At 68.6% G+C, this 14,929-nt stretch carries 14 protein-coding genes and 1 pseudogene; 3 read left to right on the forward strand and 12 right to left on the reverse strand.

The genetic code is table 11. From position 1 onward, the window contains the following. Positions 1 to 42 precede the first annotated feature (42 nt). The 11 genes and pseudogenes from pdxT to RCP80_RS14385 all read right to left on the reverse strand — a co-directional run bounded on the left by pdxT (position 43) and on the right by RCP80_RS14385 (position 10,209). Positions 43 to 639, reverse strand: a complete 597-nt coding sequence (pdxT, locus tag RCP80_RS14335) for a pyridoxal 5'-phosphate synthase glutaminase subunit PdxT (RefSeq protein WP_308478310.1) — start codon at positions 637 to 639, stop codon at positions 43 to 45. Then, complete coding sequence (gene tesB, locus RCP80_RS14340) at positions 636 to 1,484, reverse strand: acyl-CoA thioesterase II (RefSeq protein WP_308478311.1); 849 nt, start codon at positions 1,482 to 1,484, stop codon at positions 636 to 638. Before tesB ends, pdxT begins: the two co-directional genes overlap by 4 nt. Before the next feature lie 11 nt (positions 1,485 to 1,495). Continuing rightward, positions 1,496 to 2,428, reverse strand: a complete 933-nt coding sequence (gene pdxS / locus RCP80_RS14345) for a pyridoxal 5'-phosphate synthase lyase subunit PdxS (protein WP_308478312.1) — start codon at positions 2,426 to 2,428, stop codon at positions 1,496 to 1,498. Between the two features lie 70 nt (positions 2,429 to 2,498). Beyond that, positions 2,499 to 3,551 (reverse strand): NUDIX hydrolase, encoded by a 1,053-nt coding sequence (locus RCP80_RS14350; RefSeq protein ID WP_308478313.1) that lies wholly within the window; start codon positions 3,549 to 3,551, stop codon positions 2,499 to 2,501. Beyond that, a complete protein-coding gene (locus tag RCP80_RS14355) occupies positions 3,548 to 4,705 on the reverse strand; it encodes a glycosyltransferase family 4 protein (RefSeq protein WP_308478314.1) in 1,158 nt (385 codons plus the stop codon). The genes RCP80_RS14350 and RCP80_RS14355 overlap by 4 nt, the downstream gene beginning before the upstream one ends. A 77-nt stretch (positions 4,706 to 4,782) precedes the next feature. Next, positions 4,783 to 5,730, reverse strand: a pseudogene (locus tag RCP80_RS14360) (phosphatidylinositol mannoside acyltransferase); the annotation flags it as partial. After that, entirely contained in the window at positions 5,730 to 6,419 is a 690-nt protein-coding gene (pgsA, locus tag RCP80_RS14365; protein WP_308482849.1) for a phosphatidylinositol phosphate synthase, read from the reverse strand. The gene pgsA and the pseudogene RCP80_RS14360, both read right to left, overlap by 1 nt. Then, positions 6,416 to 6,991: an ATP adenylyltransferase gene (locus RCP80_RS14370; RefSeq protein ID WP_308478315.1), complete on the reverse strand. Its 576-nt coding sequence runs from the start codon at positions 6,989 to 6,991 to the stop codon at positions 6,416 to 6,418. Before RCP80_RS14370 ends, pgsA begins: the two co-directional genes overlap by 4 nt. After that, the gene (gene thrS / locus RCP80_RS14375) at positions 6,988 to 9,057 is read right to left on the reverse strand and encodes a threonine--tRNA ligase (protein WP_308478316.1); all 2,070 of its coding nucleotides are present in this window, start codon (positions 9,055 to 9,057) and stop codon (positions 6,988 to 6,990) included. The genes RCP80_RS14370 and thrS overlap by 4 nt, the downstream gene beginning before the upstream one ends. Before the next feature lie 97 nt (positions 9,058 to 9,154). Continuing rightward, complete coding sequence (locus RCP80_RS14380; protein ID WP_308478317.1) at positions 9,155 to 9,571, reverse strand: TIGR02611 family protein; 417 nt, start codon at positions 9,569 to 9,571, stop codon at positions 9,155 to 9,157. Beyond that, positions 9,568 to 10,209: a PaaI family thioesterase gene (locus tag RCP80_RS14385; protein WP_373693348.1), complete on the reverse strand. Its 642-nt coding sequence runs from the start codon at positions 10,207 to 10,209 to the stop codon at positions 9,568 to 9,570. Before RCP80_RS14385 ends, RCP80_RS14380 begins: the two co-directional genes overlap by 4 nt. Positions 10,210 to 10,299: 90 nt before the next feature. Here RCP80_RS14385 and RCP80_RS14390 point away from each other — a divergent pair, with 90 nt between their 5' ends. Then, positions 10,300 to 11,220: a hypothetical protein gene (locus RCP80_RS14390; protein ID WP_308478320.1), complete on the forward strand. Its 921-nt coding sequence runs from the start codon at positions 10,300 to 10,302 to the stop codon at positions 11,218 to 11,220. 57 nt (positions 11,221 to 11,277) lie between these two features. Beyond that, positions 11,278 to 11,766, forward strand: a complete 489-nt coding sequence (locus RCP80_RS14395) for a DUF4383 domain-containing protein (protein WP_308478321.1) — start codon at positions 11,278 to 11,280, stop codon at positions 11,764 to 11,766. Here RCP80_RS14395 and RCP80_RS14400 read toward each other — a convergent pair. Next, positions 11,756 to 14,002, reverse strand: coding sequence for a molybdopterin-dependent oxidoreductase (locus RCP80_RS14400; RefSeq protein ID WP_308478322.1), 2,247 nt, complete (start codon positions 14,000 to 14,002; stop codon positions 11,756 to 11,758). The two genes, RCP80_RS14395 and RCP80_RS14400, sit on opposite strands and share 11 nt — an antisense overlap. 88 nt (positions 14,003 to 14,090) lie before the next feature. Between RCP80_RS14400 and RCP80_RS14405 the strand changes: the two genes are divergently transcribed. Continuing rightward, the gene (locus RCP80_RS14405) at positions 14,091 to 14,873 is read left to right on the forward strand and encodes an SDR family oxidoreductase (RefSeq protein WP_308478323.1); all 783 of its coding nucleotides are present in this window, start codon (positions 14,091 to 14,093) and stop codon (positions 14,871 to 14,873) included. The last annotated feature ends 56 nt before the right edge of the window (positions 14,874 to 14,929 follow it).

Consider the following 14,929-nt stretch of genomic DNA (forward strand, 5'->3'; position numbering starts at 1 on the left):
AATCCGACTTCATAGTCTACGTGCAGCTTTAGGCTTCCAGCGTTACGCCCGCCCCGTCACAATATCGACGAAGAGTCGGTGAACGCGGCGATCGCCGGTCATTTCCGGGTGAAAAGCGGTGGCCAGGGTCCGGCCCTGGCGGACCGCGACAACGTGGCCGTCGGCCCTGGCGAGCACCTCGACCTGCGGGCCCACCCGCTCGACCCAGGGCGCGCGAATGAACACCGCGTGCATGGGACCCGTGATGCCGCCGAACTCCAGCTCACCCTCGAACGAGTCGACCTGACGCCCGAATGCGTTGCGCCGCACGGTCATATCGATGGCCCCCAGCGCCAGCGCTGCGCGTCCCGGCGCGCCGGCATCGAGGATCTCGGAGGCCATCAGGATCATCCCCGCGCACGAACCGTAGGCCGGCATACCGTCGGCCAGCCGGGCCCGCAGCGGTTCGAGTAGCTCGAACTCGCGCAACAGATGGCTCATCGCAGTCGATTCCCCGCCGGGGATCACCAAGGCGTCGACGGATTCCAGTTCGCCGCGGCGGCGCACCGTGCTCGCCTCGGCACCGGCTTCCCGCAACGCGGCCAGGTGTTCGCGGGTGTCCCCCTGCAGCGCGAGCACCCCGATCCGGGGCGCGTTCACTGGTCGGCCGGGCGTCGATAGTCGCGCCTGTAGCGGGTCAGCCCCTCCTGCATGACCGCCGCGACCATCTCGCCGTAGCGGTTGAAGATCTTGCCCTGGGTCAACGACCGACCGCCGCACGCCGACGGCGAGGACTGGTCGTAGAGCAACCACTCGTCGGCCCGGAACGGACGCATGAACCACATCGCGTGATCGAGCGACGCCACCATCAGATGCTTGCGTTCCTCGACGTGGTTGACCTGAGCGGAGCCCAACAGCGTCAGATCGCTCATATAGGCCAGGGCACAGATGTGCAGCACCGGATCGTCGGGCAGCGCATCGCGGTGCCGGAACCAGACCTGCTGCTGGGAGGCCTTGCCGTCGCGGACGGCCAGGGCGTCCCGCGGCACGATGCGCACGTCCCACTCGTCGAACTGCGCGAAACCGGCGTCATCGAAGGCGCCGCCGGAGCGGAAGCCGGGCAGATCCTCGGGGCCGGGGGCCGCCGGGACCGCGTCCTGGTGCTCGATCCCGCTCTGATCGGTCTGGAACGACGCCGACATCGAGAAGATCGTCTGCCCGTGCTGGATGGCGCTGACCCGGCGGGTGCAGAACGAGCCGCCGTCGCGAATCCGCTCCACCAGGTACACCGACGGCGCACGCGCGTCGCCGGGCCGCAGGAAGTAGCCGTGCAACGAATGCACCTCGAAGCCCGGTTCTACCGTCCGGACCGCCGACACCAGCGACTGGCCCGCGACGTGACCACCGAAAGTCCTTTGCAGAAAACCGGATTCGGGGCTGAAAACCCCACCGCGGTAAATGTTGACCTCGAGCTGCTCGAGATCAAGGATCTCCTCGATCGCCATCGGCGCTGGGGTTACCAGCCGCGTTCGGCCAGCCGGTGCGGCTGGGCGATGTCCTCGACGTTGATGCCGACCATGGCTTCTCCGAGTCCACGCGAGACCTTGGCCAACACGTCGGGATCGTCGTAGAAGGTGGTGGCCTTGACGATGGCCGCGGCGCGGGTGGCGGGGTCACCGGACTTGAAGATGCCCGAGCCGACGAACACGCCCTCGGCGCCCAGTTGCATCATCATCGCCGCGTCGGCCGGAGTCGCGAGGCCGCCGGCGGTGAACAACGTGACCGGCAGCTTGCCGGCGCGCGCCACCTCGGCGACCAGCTCGTAGGGGGCCTGCAGTTCCTTGGCCGCGACGTACAGCTCGTCGGGTGACAGCGAGGACAACCGGCGGATCTCGCCGCCGATCTTGCGCATGTGGGTGGTGGCGTTGGAGACGTCCCCGGTGCCGGCCTCACCCTTGGAGCGGATCATCGCCGCGCCCTCGGTGATCCGGCGCAGGGCCTCGCCCAGGTTGGTGGCACCGCACACGAACGGGACCGTGAAGTTCCACTTGTCGATGTGGTGCTCGTAGTCGGCCGGGGTCAGCACCTCGGACTCGTCGATGTAGTCGACGCCGAGGCTCTGCAGGATCTGGGCCTCGACGAAATGCCCGATGCGGACCTTGGCCATGACCGGGATGGTGACCGCCGCGACGATGCCCTCGATCATGTCGGGATCGCTCATCCGCGACACCCCGCCCTGGGCGCGGATGTCGGCCGGAACCCGCTCGAGCGCCATGACGGCCACCGCGCCGGCACCCTCGGCGATCCGAGCCTGCTCGGGGGTGACGACGTCCATGATGACGCCGCCCTTGAGCATCTCCGCCATGCCGCGCTTGACGCGGGCGGTTCCGGTTTGCCCGCCAGAGGCCGACCCGTTGGTGTGAGCGACCTGGCCTTCTCGGCTGTCCACTGGTCTCTTCTCCTTGATTGGTCCTCGGTCGAGTCTAATGGTGAACGGCAAGTCGAATTGCCCGCGCCGGTCAGTGGATGGCACGCAGGCTGTGCTCGGTGGGTTCGGCAACCGTCGCGGCCCGGTGCACACCCGCGGCCGCGACCTCATTCGCGCTGGCCAGCAACTCGCCGAGTTGCGTCGGGTACACCGCTTCGCCGGCCGCGCTCAGCTCGGCGATATGGGCAGCATCACACCACCGGTGGCCGAGGATGTAGCGGTGCTCGAGGTCGGTGCGACCGGCCGCCGACGGCTCGAAGCGCCGGGTCCGGTACACGAAGAAATACTCCTGGCTGCGCACCACCGCGCCGTTGAAGTCCAACATGGCGTCGCGCCGCCACAGCGGCCCGAGCAGTTCGGATGCGGGTACCTGCAGCCCGGTCTCCTCCGCCAGTTCGCGCGCGGCGGCCTGGGCCAGCCGCTCGCCGGGCCGGGCCTGACCGCCCACGGTGAACCAGAACCGGCGGGCCGAACCGTCGGTGATCGCCGGGTCGGTGCCGCGCAGCAGCAACACCCGGCCGTCCTCGTCGAGCAACACCACCCGCGCGGAGCTGCGGACCGTCGCGTTTCCGGCGGGGGCGCCGACCTCGGAGCGTTCGGCGATCTCGAAGTACACCGGCAGCGGCGCGCGCCCCCCGAGGCGCAGCAGGCGCACCACCGGACGTTCCCGCAGTGCCAACGTGTCGCGCACCGCGTCGTTGTGGAAGCGCCGCGCCAGCAGGACCCGGGCCTCGACGTCGGCCAGCTCCGCGATCAACGCCGTTGGAAGCCGCGCGATGTCGATGGCGGCCAGCGCCGCCGAGAGCTCGTTCTCGGCGGTCTCGCGGGCCGGCCGCGACGCCCGTTCGGCGGCGTCGGCCAGCGCGACCAGTCGGGTGTCGTCGGCCACCGTCTCGCTGGCATTGGCGGCGACCGCGCGGGCCACCACCGCGCGGCGGCCGAGCGCGGCGTCCAGCACGTGCCAGGACAGGTCGTAGCGCACGTGGAGCCGGTCCAGCCGGTTGGCGGTCTGGTAGGCCCAGCCGCCGATCAACACCAGCACGATCACCGCCGCCACCACGGCGACGACGAGCCACAGCGTCACCGTCGTCCCCCGGAAACTTCGCTGCGCCCGGTGCCGGCCACCCGGATCTTGATGCCCGACCCGGCGACGGTCTCGTAGACCCGCATGATCTTCCGGGACACCTCCGACCAGTCGTAGCGCTGCACCGCCTCGGCAGCGGCGGCCACCAACCGGTCCCGTTCGCGCGCATCCTCGAGCACCTCGATCAGGGCGGTTGCCAACGCCTCGGAGTCGTCGACGGGGACCAGCCGACCGGCTTGACCGTCGAGCAGCACCCGACGGAACGCGTCGAGGTCGCTGGCCACCACCGCGGTGTGCGCCGCCATCGCCTCGACCAGCACGATGCCGAAACTCTCGCCGCCGGTGTTGGGCGCGCAGTACACGTCGGCACTGCGCATGGCGCTGGCCTTCTCGCGGTCGTCGACCTGTCCCAGGAAATTGAGGTGGTCACCCAACTCGCCTGCCGCGCTGCGTAATTCGTCTTCATCGCCGCGACCCACGATGAGAATCTCCAGGTCCGGGAATCGGTCTACCAGGGCCGGCAGCGCCCCCAGCAGGACCGCCATCCCCTTGCGTGGCTCGTCGAAGCGGCCCAGGAACAACACCGATTTACCCGGCCGCGGGTAGCCCGGCAGCCGTGGCGCCTCCACGAACGAGGCGACATCGACTCCGTTCGGGATCTCGACGGCGTCGGAGCCCAAGGCCTCCATCTGCCAGCGGCGGGCCAGGTCCGACACCGCGATCCGGCCCACGATCTTCTCGTGGAACGGCCGCAAGATCCCTTGGAACACCGACAGCGTCAACGATTTGGTGGTCGAGGTGTGAAAGGTCGCGACGATCGGCCCCTCGGCGGCCTGCAGGGCCAGCATCGACAGGCTCGGCGCGTTGGGTTCGTGCAGATGCAGTACGTCGAAATCGCCGTCGGCGAGCCACTTCTTGACCTTGCGATGCGTCGCGGGTCCGAACCGTAGCCGGGCCACCGAACCGTTGTACGGGATGGGGATCGCCTTGCCGCCGGCGACGACGTAGTCGGGCAACGTCGCATCGCTCGAGGACGGTGCCAGCACGCTCACGTGATGGCCCTGGGCGTGGAACACCTCGGCGAGTTGCAGCACATGCGATTGGACCCCGCCCGGCACATCGAACGAGTAGGGGCACACCATGCCGATGCGCATCAGCGCTCGCCCGGTTCGTCGAGCGGTGTAGTTCCGCGAGGACGAGGCCGGGCGACAAACGAACCGCCCGGCTCGTCCAGCCAGGCTCGGCGCTCTTCGGACAGATCCGCGAGCCACTGCGGCTGCAGCATGTGCCAGTCGGCGGGGTGCGCGGCGATGCCGTCGGCGAACCGGTTCGCGATTTCCTGCGTGATGACCGTGACGTCGCCGGAGCTGACGTCGACGGGACCGTAGACCTGAAAGCGCCAGTCGTCGGGCTCATTCCACAGGTGCGCCGTCAACAACGTCGCGCCGGTTTCGAGCGCCAGCTTGGCGGGGCCGGCGGGCAGCCGGGTCGGTTCCCCGAACATGTCCACCTGCACGCCGTTGCGGGTCAGGTCGCGGTCGGCCATCAGGCAGATCATCCCGTTGGAGCGCAGGCGGTCACAGAGCACCTCGAACACCGGGCGCGGGCCGCCGGTCAACGGCAGGATCTCGAAGCCGAGGGTTTCGCGGTACTCGATGAAACGCTGGTAGAGCGATTCGGGTTTGAGCCGCTCGGCAACGGTGGTGAGCTTGCCGTAATGCTGGACGAACCACACCCCGGCCATGTCCCAGTTGCCGCTGTGCGGCAGCGCCACGATGGTGCCGCGGCCCGCCGCCATCGAGGCCTCCAGGTGCTCCCGGCCCAGCAGGCACGGATCGAGGCGGGCACCGAGCTCTGCCTGGTCCATCGCGGGCAACCGGAACGCCTCGCGCCAGTACCGGGCGTAGGACGCCAGGGCGGCGCGGATCAGCGAACCGGGCACCTCGGCCGGCGGCACGCCCAGCACCCGCGACAGGTTCTTGCGCAGCTGTTCGGGTCCGCCCGAGCGCGACGCGTACAGCGCGCCGGCATCAAAGGTGTTGCGGGCGACGAACTCCGGCATCGCGCGCACCAGTCGCCAGCCGGCCGCATAGCCCCAGTCCGACAATTGACCGCTCAGCGGTGCGGTCAGGCCCCGCATCTTCGGGATGCCGGGCAGACCCGAGGTGGGCGTCGACATCAGTGCTTGTCCGCCTCGGGCTCATCGGGTCCGTCGCCGCCGGTGGCCGGTGCGTCGTCGCGCAGCGGATCGATGGCGCCCGGCGAACACCGCACGGTGTGCACCCGCTGCGCCACGGTGACCAGGCTCGCGGCCGCCAGGCCCCACATCGCGACATCGAGCAGCCACGGCACCCCCAGGAAGGGCACTCCGGAAAGACCGGTACCGATCAGCACGATGAGCAGCCGCTCGGGGCGTTCGATCAGGCCGCCGCCGCCGGCCAGGCCGGTGGCCTCCGCGCGCGCCTTCACATACGAGATCACCTGCGAGGTGACCAGACAGATCATCGTCGCGACCGCCAGCGGCGTGCTCTGCAGCCCGAATGCGGCCCACCACAGCAGCCCGCAGAACACCGCACCGTCGGCAATGCGGTCGCAGGTCGCGTCGAGCACGGCACCGAATCGGGTGCTGTAGCCGCGTTGGCGCGCCATCGCCCCGTCGAGCATGTCGGCGAGCACGAAGAACGACACCGCGACCGCGCCCCACCACAGCTGGCCCACCGGGAACAGCGTGAGCGCGGCGATGACGGTGCCCGCGGTGCCGATGATGGTGATGCTGTCCGGCGTAAGACCCGCCTTGAGCGCCACCTTGGCGACCGGGCGGCTGAGCTTGGCGTAGGCCGCCCGGGTCATCAGGTAGAAGTCGCTCACGGCTGCTGTGACCATTTCTCGGCCAACAACACGCGGGTGTCGCGCAGCAGTTGCGGGATGACCTTGGCGTTGCCGATCACCGTGATGAAGTTCGCGTCGCCGCGCCAGCGCGGCACGATGTGCATGTGCAGGTGCTCGGCCAGGGAGCCGCCGGCCGAGCGGCCCAGATTGAGTCCGACGTTGAAGCCATCCGGGTTGGAGACGCTCTTCATCACCCGAATCGCCTTCTGCGTGAACGCCATCAACTCGGCGCTCTCGGCGATGGTGAGATCCTCGAGTTCGGCGACCCGGCGGTACGGGACCACCATCAGGTGGCCGGGGTTGTACGGGTACAGGTTGAGCACCGCGTAGACGAGTTCGCCGCGCGCCACCACCAGACCGTCCTCGTCGGTCATCTGCGGGATGGCGGTGAACGGTTGTTTGGCGGCCGCCGAGGAGTCGTTGGACTCGCTGGTGGCGTCGGGCTTGAGCGCTCCGACGATGTAGTCCATCCGGTAGGGCGTCCACAGCCGCTGCAGGTGATCGGGTTCGCCCACGCCGGAATCGCGGTATTCCCGGGGCTGCTCGGTCATTCCCAACCCCCTTGAGCCGCCAGCAATTCGTTGACCAGGTCCGCGGTGGGGGCCGCGTTGCGCCGGTCGGCCACCCACGCGGCGATCGCGGCCACCGCGGCATCCCGGGGCACGCCGTTGACCTGGCTGCGGTCGGCGAACCGGAACGACACCGCCGCGGCCTCGGCATCGCGGTCCCCGACCAGCAACATGAACGGCACCTTCATGTTGGTCTGGTTGACGATCTTCTTGGCCATCCGGTCGTCGCTGGCGTCCACCTCGACCCGGATGCCCTGCGCCTTCAATTGCGCCGCAACATCTTCGAGGTACTCGACGTGGGCGTCGGCGACGGGAATCCCGGCCACCTGCACCGGCGCCAGCCAGGCCGGGAACGCCCCGGCGTAGTGCTCGGTGAGCACCCCGAAGAACCGTTCGATGGAGCCGAACAACGCGCGGTGGATCAGTACCGGACGCTGCCGGGTGCCGTCGGCCGCGGTGTATTCCAGCTCGAAGCGTTCGGGCATGTTGAAGTCGAGCTGAATGGTCGACATCTGCCAGTTGCGGCCCAGCGCGTCCTTGACCTGTACGGAGATCTTGGGCCCGTAGAACGCCGCCCCGCCGGGATCGGGAACCAAGTGCAACCCGGAGGCCTCGGCCACTTCGCGCAGCGTCTCGGTGGCCTCGTCCCAGTCCGCGTCGGAGCCGACGTACTTCTCCGGATCCTTGGTCGACAGTTCCAGGTAGAAGTCGTCGAGGCCGTAGTCGCTGAGCAGATCCAGGACGAACCGCAGCAGCGACGCCAACTCGTCGCGCATCTGTTCCCGCGTGGTGTAGATGTGCGCATCGTCCTGGGTCATGCCCCGTACCCGAGTCAGCCCGTGCACCACACCCGACTTCTCATACCGGTAGACGGACCCGAATTCGAAGAGCCGCAGCGGTAGTTCGCGGTAGGACCGGCCGCGGGAGCGGTAGATCAGGTGGTGCATGGGGCAGTTCATCGGTTTGAGGTAGTAGTTCTGCCCGGGCTTGCGCAGTTGCCCGTCGTCGCCGTACTCGGCGTCGATGTGCATGGCCGGGAACATGCCCTCGGCGTACCACTCCAGGTGTCCGGAGGTGACGTAGAGCTGTTCCTTGGTGATGTGCGGGGTGTTGACGAACTCGTAGTCGGCCTCGGCGTGCTTACTCCGCGAGTAGTCCTCGAGTTCCTTGCGGATCACGCCGCCCTTGGGGTGGAACACCGGCAGCCCCGAACCCAGTTCGTCGGGGAAGCTGAACAGGTCCAGCTCCACGCCGAGCTTGCGGTGGTCGCGGCGCTGCGCCTCCTCGAGCAGTTCGAGGTGGCGGTCCAGCGCCTCCTGGGACTCCCAGGCGGTGCCGTAAATGCGCTGCAGGCTCGCGTTGTTCTGGTCGCCGCGCCAGTACGCCGCGGAAGAGCGGGTGAGCTTGAACGCCGGGATGTAGCGGGTGGTCGGGATGTGCGGCCCGCGGCACAGGTCGCCCCAAACCCGTTCCCGGGTGCGCGGGTTGAGGTTGTCGTAGGCGGTCAGCTCGTCGCCGCCGACCTCCATGACGTCGGGGTCGCCCGACTTGTCGTCGACGAGTTCGAGTTTGTACGGCTCGGACTGCAGTTCGCGGCGCGCCTCGTCCTTGGACCCGTAGACGCGGCGTTCGAAGAGTTGACCGTCTTTGACGATCTTGCGCATCCGCTTCTCCAGCGCCTCGAGATGCTCGGGCGTGAACGGTTCGCTGACGTCGAAGTCGTAGTAGAAGCCGTCGGTGATCGGCGGGCCGATACCGAGCTTGGCCTCGGGGAACATGTCCTGGACCGCCTGGGCGAGCACATGCGCGGCGGAGTGCCGGATGACGCTGCGGCCGGCCTCGGTGTCGGCGGCGACCGGCGTGACCTCGACGTCGGAGTCCGGGGTCCAGCTCAGATCCCGCAGGTTGCCTTCGGCGTCGGCCACCACCACGATGGCGTCGGCGCTGCCCCGGCCTGGCAGGCCGGCCGCACGGACGGCCGCGCCCGCGGTGGTCCCGGCGGGCACCCGGATCGGGGCCACTGCGGCGGGGGTTGCGGGGGCGCTCATCGGCGTGTCTCCAGTCTCGAGGTGGGTGCCCTGTGCTGGTGCCGCCCAGGGATACAGACGGCGACCATGCTATCGGGGTGGGTCAGCGCGGTTGCACTCATGACCCGATGCCGAGCGGGCTGTTCAGCCACGGCCATTCGATGCCGACGAGGCCGGCCCCCCATGCGACGGCGCCGAGCACCCACAGCGTGGTCATCACCACGGCCGCGGTGAACAGCGCGCCGAGGATCTGGATCCACAGCCCCTGCAGCCAGAACCAGGCCATGAACCGGTCGTAGCGCTCCCGGGCGTAGCCGAGCAGGCGACGTGCCCAGCTGAACTCGGTGGCCAGGATGCCCAGGCCCAGGAACACGATCGCCCAGCCCGGCCCCGGGTACGGGATAGTGACGATCCCGACCGCGAGCACCAGCACACCGACCACACCGATGACGCCGCGGTAGACCAGGTTGGCAATGCGGCGCCCGCGCACGCCTTCGCGCCAGCGTTGCCACCGGCGGACGAACTCCGGGGTCACGGCTGACCTGGTTTGAGCTTCACGAACAGCGCGTGCGCCTCGGCCAACAACACCGCGCCGGGTTGGTCGGCGTCCGCATCGTCGTAGAGGCAGGCCTCGACGAAGATCTTGCGGCCCTCGTCGCTGCGCAACCGGGTCTCGACCCGCAGGGTCTTCTCCACCGGCACGATCTTGCGGTAGTCGATGTGCAGGAACGCGGTGCGCTGCCGGTAGCCGCCGGTCAGCACCGCCGCGCTGTAGCCCAGCACCGAGTCGAACAGCAGGCCCAGGGCCCCGCCGTGCGCCGCGCCGTTGCGGCCCAGGTAGAACCGGTTGAACCGGACCGGGCCGCCCACCGTGGCGTCGTCGATCTTGGCCACCTCCGACGGGACGCCGAGCACCCCGCCACGATTGGGCAGGTCGAAGCGACGCCCGGACGGGGTCGTCCACTCGTCACCGTCGTAGGGCGTCAGCAGCGCCGAGAGCTTTTCCAGCAGATCAGCCGCCTCGCTGATCACCTCGTCGGGGGCGTCGATGGTGCGGGCGTGGTCCTGCAACGTCCGCACCCCGGCCACGAACCGGCCGAAGTCGGGCCCGCCCTTGCTGGTGGGCGGCGGGACATTGAAGCCGCCGCCCTCATGTCGCTGATCGTCGGCCACGCTGACCACCGTATTGCCTGCCCACCGTCGAGCGCGCCTCGGATCGGTGTGGGCGGGCCCTCGGACCGGACGGCTCCCTAGGATTCGGGCATGTCGGACAAGATGTCGCTGGGCAATGCGCGTTCGGTGCTGCGGGCCGAGCTGGGCAATATCCGCCAACGCAGCCCCGACCTGGACCCCGCGGACCTCACGTTGTTCACGTTCCCGCTGCTGGTGCGCGCGCTGGGCGTCCTGTTGGTCGGGGCGGTGCCGCTGTTGGTCGTGCGCAGCGGCGGCGACGAGGACGCGATGCTGGTGCCACTGATCGGCTCGCTGGCGCTGGTGATCATCTGCACGGCGATCGTGGCGTGGTTGACCTCGATCGTGATTTCGGGGCTGGTGGTGATGATCCTGTACCGGACCGGGCCGGGACCGTCGTCGCATCTGGTGGTCCGGATCCTCACCGACTCGTTCCGCCGGATCAGCGACTCCAGCTCGCATCTCACGCTGCTCGCGTTGGTGGCGGGGCTGTTGTCCCTGGCCATCGGCCTGCCGACCCGACCGGGTGATGACCAGGCCAATTCGGTGATCGAGGACCTGCTGGCCGCGCAGGTCGGCGTGCTGCTGGCGGTGCTCGGCTTTGCCTTCGTGGCCGAGTCGATCCGGTCCTCGGCCGACATCGTCGACGATCAGTCGCTGATGCTGGCGTGGCCCTGGGCGCTGATCATCGCGTGCGGGTCGTGGTCGCTGGCGACCCTGGTCGGACCGTTCGAGACCACCCGGATGCTGTCCATCCTGCTCAACGAGTGGCTGCCGGCGATGGTCGACGGCACGCCGCGGGCCACGGTGATCGCCGACCTGATACCCCCTGGCGCGGGGTGGTGGGCGGCGCTCGGACCGCTGCCGGTCATCGCGCTGGTCTGGGCGATCCAGGCATGGCGGCGCGACGGCTTCACCCAGATCCGGGAATTCCTCGAAGGAGACGACCAGGTGCCCGCGACGCGGCGGCCGATAATCGGGGGCAATGTTTAGAACTGGGTCTCCCGGAGAACTGCTGTGGGCAGCAAGTCACCGTCTCAGGGAGGAACAATGACAGGTTCAGAGCCGGCACGTTCGGCGGGTGCGCAGCGGACGCGCACTCCGGTCCAACTCGCCGCGCTGGTGGTGGGCGCGGTCTTTCTGCTGGTGGGGATCTTGGGGTTCATTCCTGGGATCACCACAAACTTCGATCAGCTGACCTTCGCGGGCCACCACTCCGGGGCGATGCTCCTGGGCATCTTTCACGTTTCGATCCTGCACAACCTGGTGCATCTAGCGTTCGGCGTGGCCGGTCTGGCACTGGCCCGCACGTTCTCCGGGGCACGGGGCTTTCTGCTGGTCAGCGGTGTAATTTACGCACTGCTGGGGATCTACGGCGTGGTGATCAACCAGCAGTCGTCAGCGAACTTCGTGCCGGTCAACACCGCCGACAACTGGCTGCACTTCGGGTTGGCAGCGTTGATGTTGGCGCTGGGCTTGGTCCTCGGCAAGGGCGGCACGGAGCTGAGCACGCGGCGCGGCACCGGGATCATCGAGTAGCGATCGCCTCCACGCGCGCCGGGACGTGCTTGTGCCACGGCGTCCCGGCGAAGGCGTCGCGCCAGTCCGACGACGTCAGCGAGTTGGGGGCCACTCCGGGCACGTGGACCCTGCCGTCGGCGTCGGTGTAGTCGAGCCCGAAGCCGTTGGGCAGTGCGGCGTGTCCGGGTTGCATCGTTTCGCTGACCTCCACGGTGGCTTCGGCGCTGCCGGCCGCGGTCGTCACCCTGGCGCGGCCACCGTCCACCAGGCCCAGCTGCTGGGCGTCTGCCACGCTGATCCGCAGGGCACCATCGCGATCCCGTCTGCGCCAACTCGGGTCGCGGATGATGTCGTTGGCGGTGTCGGCCCGCCGCTCGCCGGCCGCCAAGACCAGAGGGAACTCCGCGGTGGTGAACTGGGGTGGGGTGGCCGGCAGTTTCCGTAGCTCGGCGAGCAGTTCGGGGATCTCCACCGCGATCTTGTGGTCGGCATGGCTGATCAACCCGAAGTCGTCGGCGTATTCGTGCGCGGTGAACGTCACGCCCGAGCGCTGGGTCAAGATCGCGTCGAACAGCGCGTTGCCGTCGGCGTGACCGGCCCGCGCGAGCGCCTCCGGGTAGGTCAACGCCACCTTCTGCGCCAGGCCCCACAGCGCCGCGGCCCCGGCCAGGCCCTCGGGCAGGGTGGGACCGAGCGTCTCGTACAGCACATAGGGCAGCGTCTTGGCCAGGGCGGGCACGGTGGCCACGGCCGTCAGGAACGCCTGGGCGTAGGAGTCCCGGCCTTGGCGGGCGGCGCGCCGCAACGGTTCCAGGTCGCCGTCGTCGACGTAGTTCAGCGCCCGTACCAGCCGGGCCCAGATCTCGGGTTCCGGCAGGGTGCCTGCGGCCGGCTCAAAGATCGGGTGGCGCAGCTGAAAGTTGTTGTGCGGGAATTCCAGGTTGAAGAACGTCGCCTCGACCTTCTCGAATTGTGAGGCGGCCGGCAGCACGTAGTGCGCCAACCGGGCGGTCTCGGTCATTGCGACGTCGATGACCACCACCAATTCCAGCGCCTCCAACGCCGCGCGCATGGCCGTCGAATCCGCAATGGAGTGCGCCGGATTGCTGCTCTCGACGATCATGGCCCGGAACCGGTCCGGGTGATCGGTCAGAATCTCCTGGGGCACAACGTTGCTCGGCGTCAAACCGCCGATGATCGGGGCCCCGGTGACCGGCGTCCGGCCCACTCCCCCGGGTGCGAACAGCGGCGCCATCCAAGAATGCAAATGCTGGCCACCGCGTTTGGCGAAGTTGCCGGTGAGGATCCACAGCATCTTGTTCAGATACGAGCACAGCGTGCTGTTCGGGCCCTGCTGCACGCCCAGGTCCTCGAACACCGCGACGCTCCCGGCAGCGGCGATGCGGCGCGCGGCCGCGCGCAACAGTTCCTCGTCCACGCCGCTTCGGGCGGCGTAGTCGGCGACGGAGATCTCAGCCAAGGCGGCCTTGACCACGTCGGCGCCGTTGACATGGTCGGCGAGAAATGCCTCGTCGCACAGGTTCTCCTGCACCAGCACGGCGGCCAGCGCCGCCAGGCACCACGCGTCGGTACCGGGCTTGACCCGCAGGTGGTAGTCGGCCATCTTCGCGGTATCGGTCAGCACCGGATCCAGCACGATCATCGACCGGATCGGATCCTTGGCAATCTCGTTGAGCACCACGCGGGCCCGCGGGAAGCTCTGCGACATCCACGGGTTCTTACCGACGAACACCGCGACCTCGGCATGCTCGAACTCACCGCGGGTGTGGCCGCCGTAGAGTTGCGCATCCACCCAACCCTCGCCGGTCTTCTCCTGGGCCAAGGCATTTGACCGGTAGCGGGCGCCGAGCGCTTTGAGAAATGCGCCGCTGTAGGCACCGCCGAGGTGATTGCCCTGCCCGCCGCCGCCGTAGTAGAAGATCTTGTCGCCGCCGTGGCGGTCGCGGACGTCGGCGAACTTCGCCGCGATCTCGGCAATCGCGGTGTCCCAATCGATTTCCTCGAAGCTACCGTCGGCGCGGCGGCGCAGCGGGGAGGTCAACCGGGCCCGGTTGTTCTGGTAGTGATCGAGTCGCAGGGCCTTGTTGCAGGTGTAGCCCTGGCTGCCGGGATGGTCCTTGTCCCCGCGGATGCGGGCGAGATGCCGACCTTCGGTCTGCACGACGATCCCGCAGTTGCATTCGCACAGGATGCACGCAGTCGGTTGCCAGACTGCGGATTTCTGCTCAGTCATCGCTGCTCCCTTGCCACCGGCGATTGACGAATCATAGACCATTCAGTCCACTTGGTCACGGGTCCGGGACGAGGTCTACATTGCGGGCATGGTCGAAGAACTGTTCTCCGTGGCCGGTAAGACGGCCCTGATCACCGGTGGCACCAGCGGCATCGGCCTGATGATCGCGGAGGGCTACCTGCGGGCCGGGGTCAAGGTGTACGTGTCGTCGCGCAAACCCGACGCGTGCGCCGCGGCGGTCCGGCAGCTCTCCGAGTTCGGCGACGTGTTCGCGATCCCGGCCGATGTCAGCGACGAGGCGCAGTGCCGCGCGCTCATCGATGACGTGGGCGGCCGCGAGGACCGCTTGCACATCCTGGTGAACAATGCCGGCGCGGTATGGGGTGAACCCTTCGACACGTTCCCGCTCGAGGCCTTCGACAAGGTGCTGACGCTCAACGTCAAGGCGCCGTTCGCGCTGACCCAGTTGGCGCGCCCGCTGCTGGACGCCGCCGCCGTCGAGGACGACCCGGCCCGGGTGATCAACGTGGGTTCCGTCGACGGCATCGTGGTGCCGCGCACGCCCACGTTCTCCTATTCGGCCTCCAAGGCGGCCGTGCACCAGCTGACCAAACACATGGCTCACGTGCTGGCTCCGAAGATCCTGGTGAATGCCATTGCGCCAGGGCCCTTTCAGTCCAAGATGATGGCCGCGACGCTGGACGCGGTGGGCGAGCAACTGGCGGCCAGCGCGCCGGTCCAGCGCATCGGCCGGGCCGAGGACATGATGGGCGCGGCGATCTACCTGGCCGCGCGCGCCAGCAATTACGTGACCGGCGCGGTGATCCCGGTTGACGGCGGCCTGAGCACGACCGCGGGGTTGTCCCTCTAGTCGGGTTCGATTCGGTGGTCGAAAGACCGGGCACCCGAGGCGTGGTGCGGCTTAGG

This window comes from Mycolicibacterium sp. MU0053 (assembly GCF_963378095.1).
In the GTDB taxonomy this organism is placed as follows: domain Bacteria; phylum Actinomycetota; class Actinomycetes; order Mycobacteriales; family Mycobacteriaceae; genus Mycobacterium; species Mycobacterium burgundiense.

What these genes read in the sequence shown, in the direction of transcription:
- tesB (WP_308478311.1), bottom strand. Translation starts at nt 1,484, where the DNA reads ATGGCGATCGAGGAGATCCTTGATCTCGAGCAGCTCGAGGTCAACATT.
- RCP80_RS14355 (WP_308478314.1), bottom strand. Translation starts at nt 4,705, where the DNA reads ATGCGCATCGGCATGGTGTGCCCCTACTCGTTCGATGTGCCGGGCGGG.
- RCP80_RS14370 (WP_308478315.1), bottom strand. Translation starts at nt 6,991, where the DNA reads ATGACCGAGCAGCCCCGGGAATACCGCGATTCCGGCGTGGGCGAACCC.
- thrS (WP_308478316.1), bottom strand. Translation starts at nt 9,057, where the DNA reads ATGAGCGCCCCCGCAACCCCCGCCGCAGTGGCCCCGATCCGGGTGCCC.
- RCP80_RS14390 (WP_308478320.1), top strand. Translation starts at nt 10,300, where the DNA reads ATGTCGGACAAGATGTCGCTGGGCAATGCGCGTTCGGTGCTGCGGGCC.
- RCP80_RS14395 (WP_308478321.1), top strand. Translation starts at nt 11,278, where the DNA reads ATGACAGGTTCAGAGCCGGCACGTTCGGCGGGTGCGCAGCGGACGCGC.
- RCP80_RS14400 (WP_308478322.1), bottom strand. Translation starts at nt 14,002, where the DNA reads ATGACTGAGCAGAAATCCGCAGTCTGGCAACCGACTGCGTGCATCCTG.
- RCP80_RS14405 (WP_308478323.1), top strand. Translation starts at nt 14,091, where the DNA reads ATGGTCGAAGAACTGTTCTCCGTGGCCGGTAAGACGGCCCTGATCACC.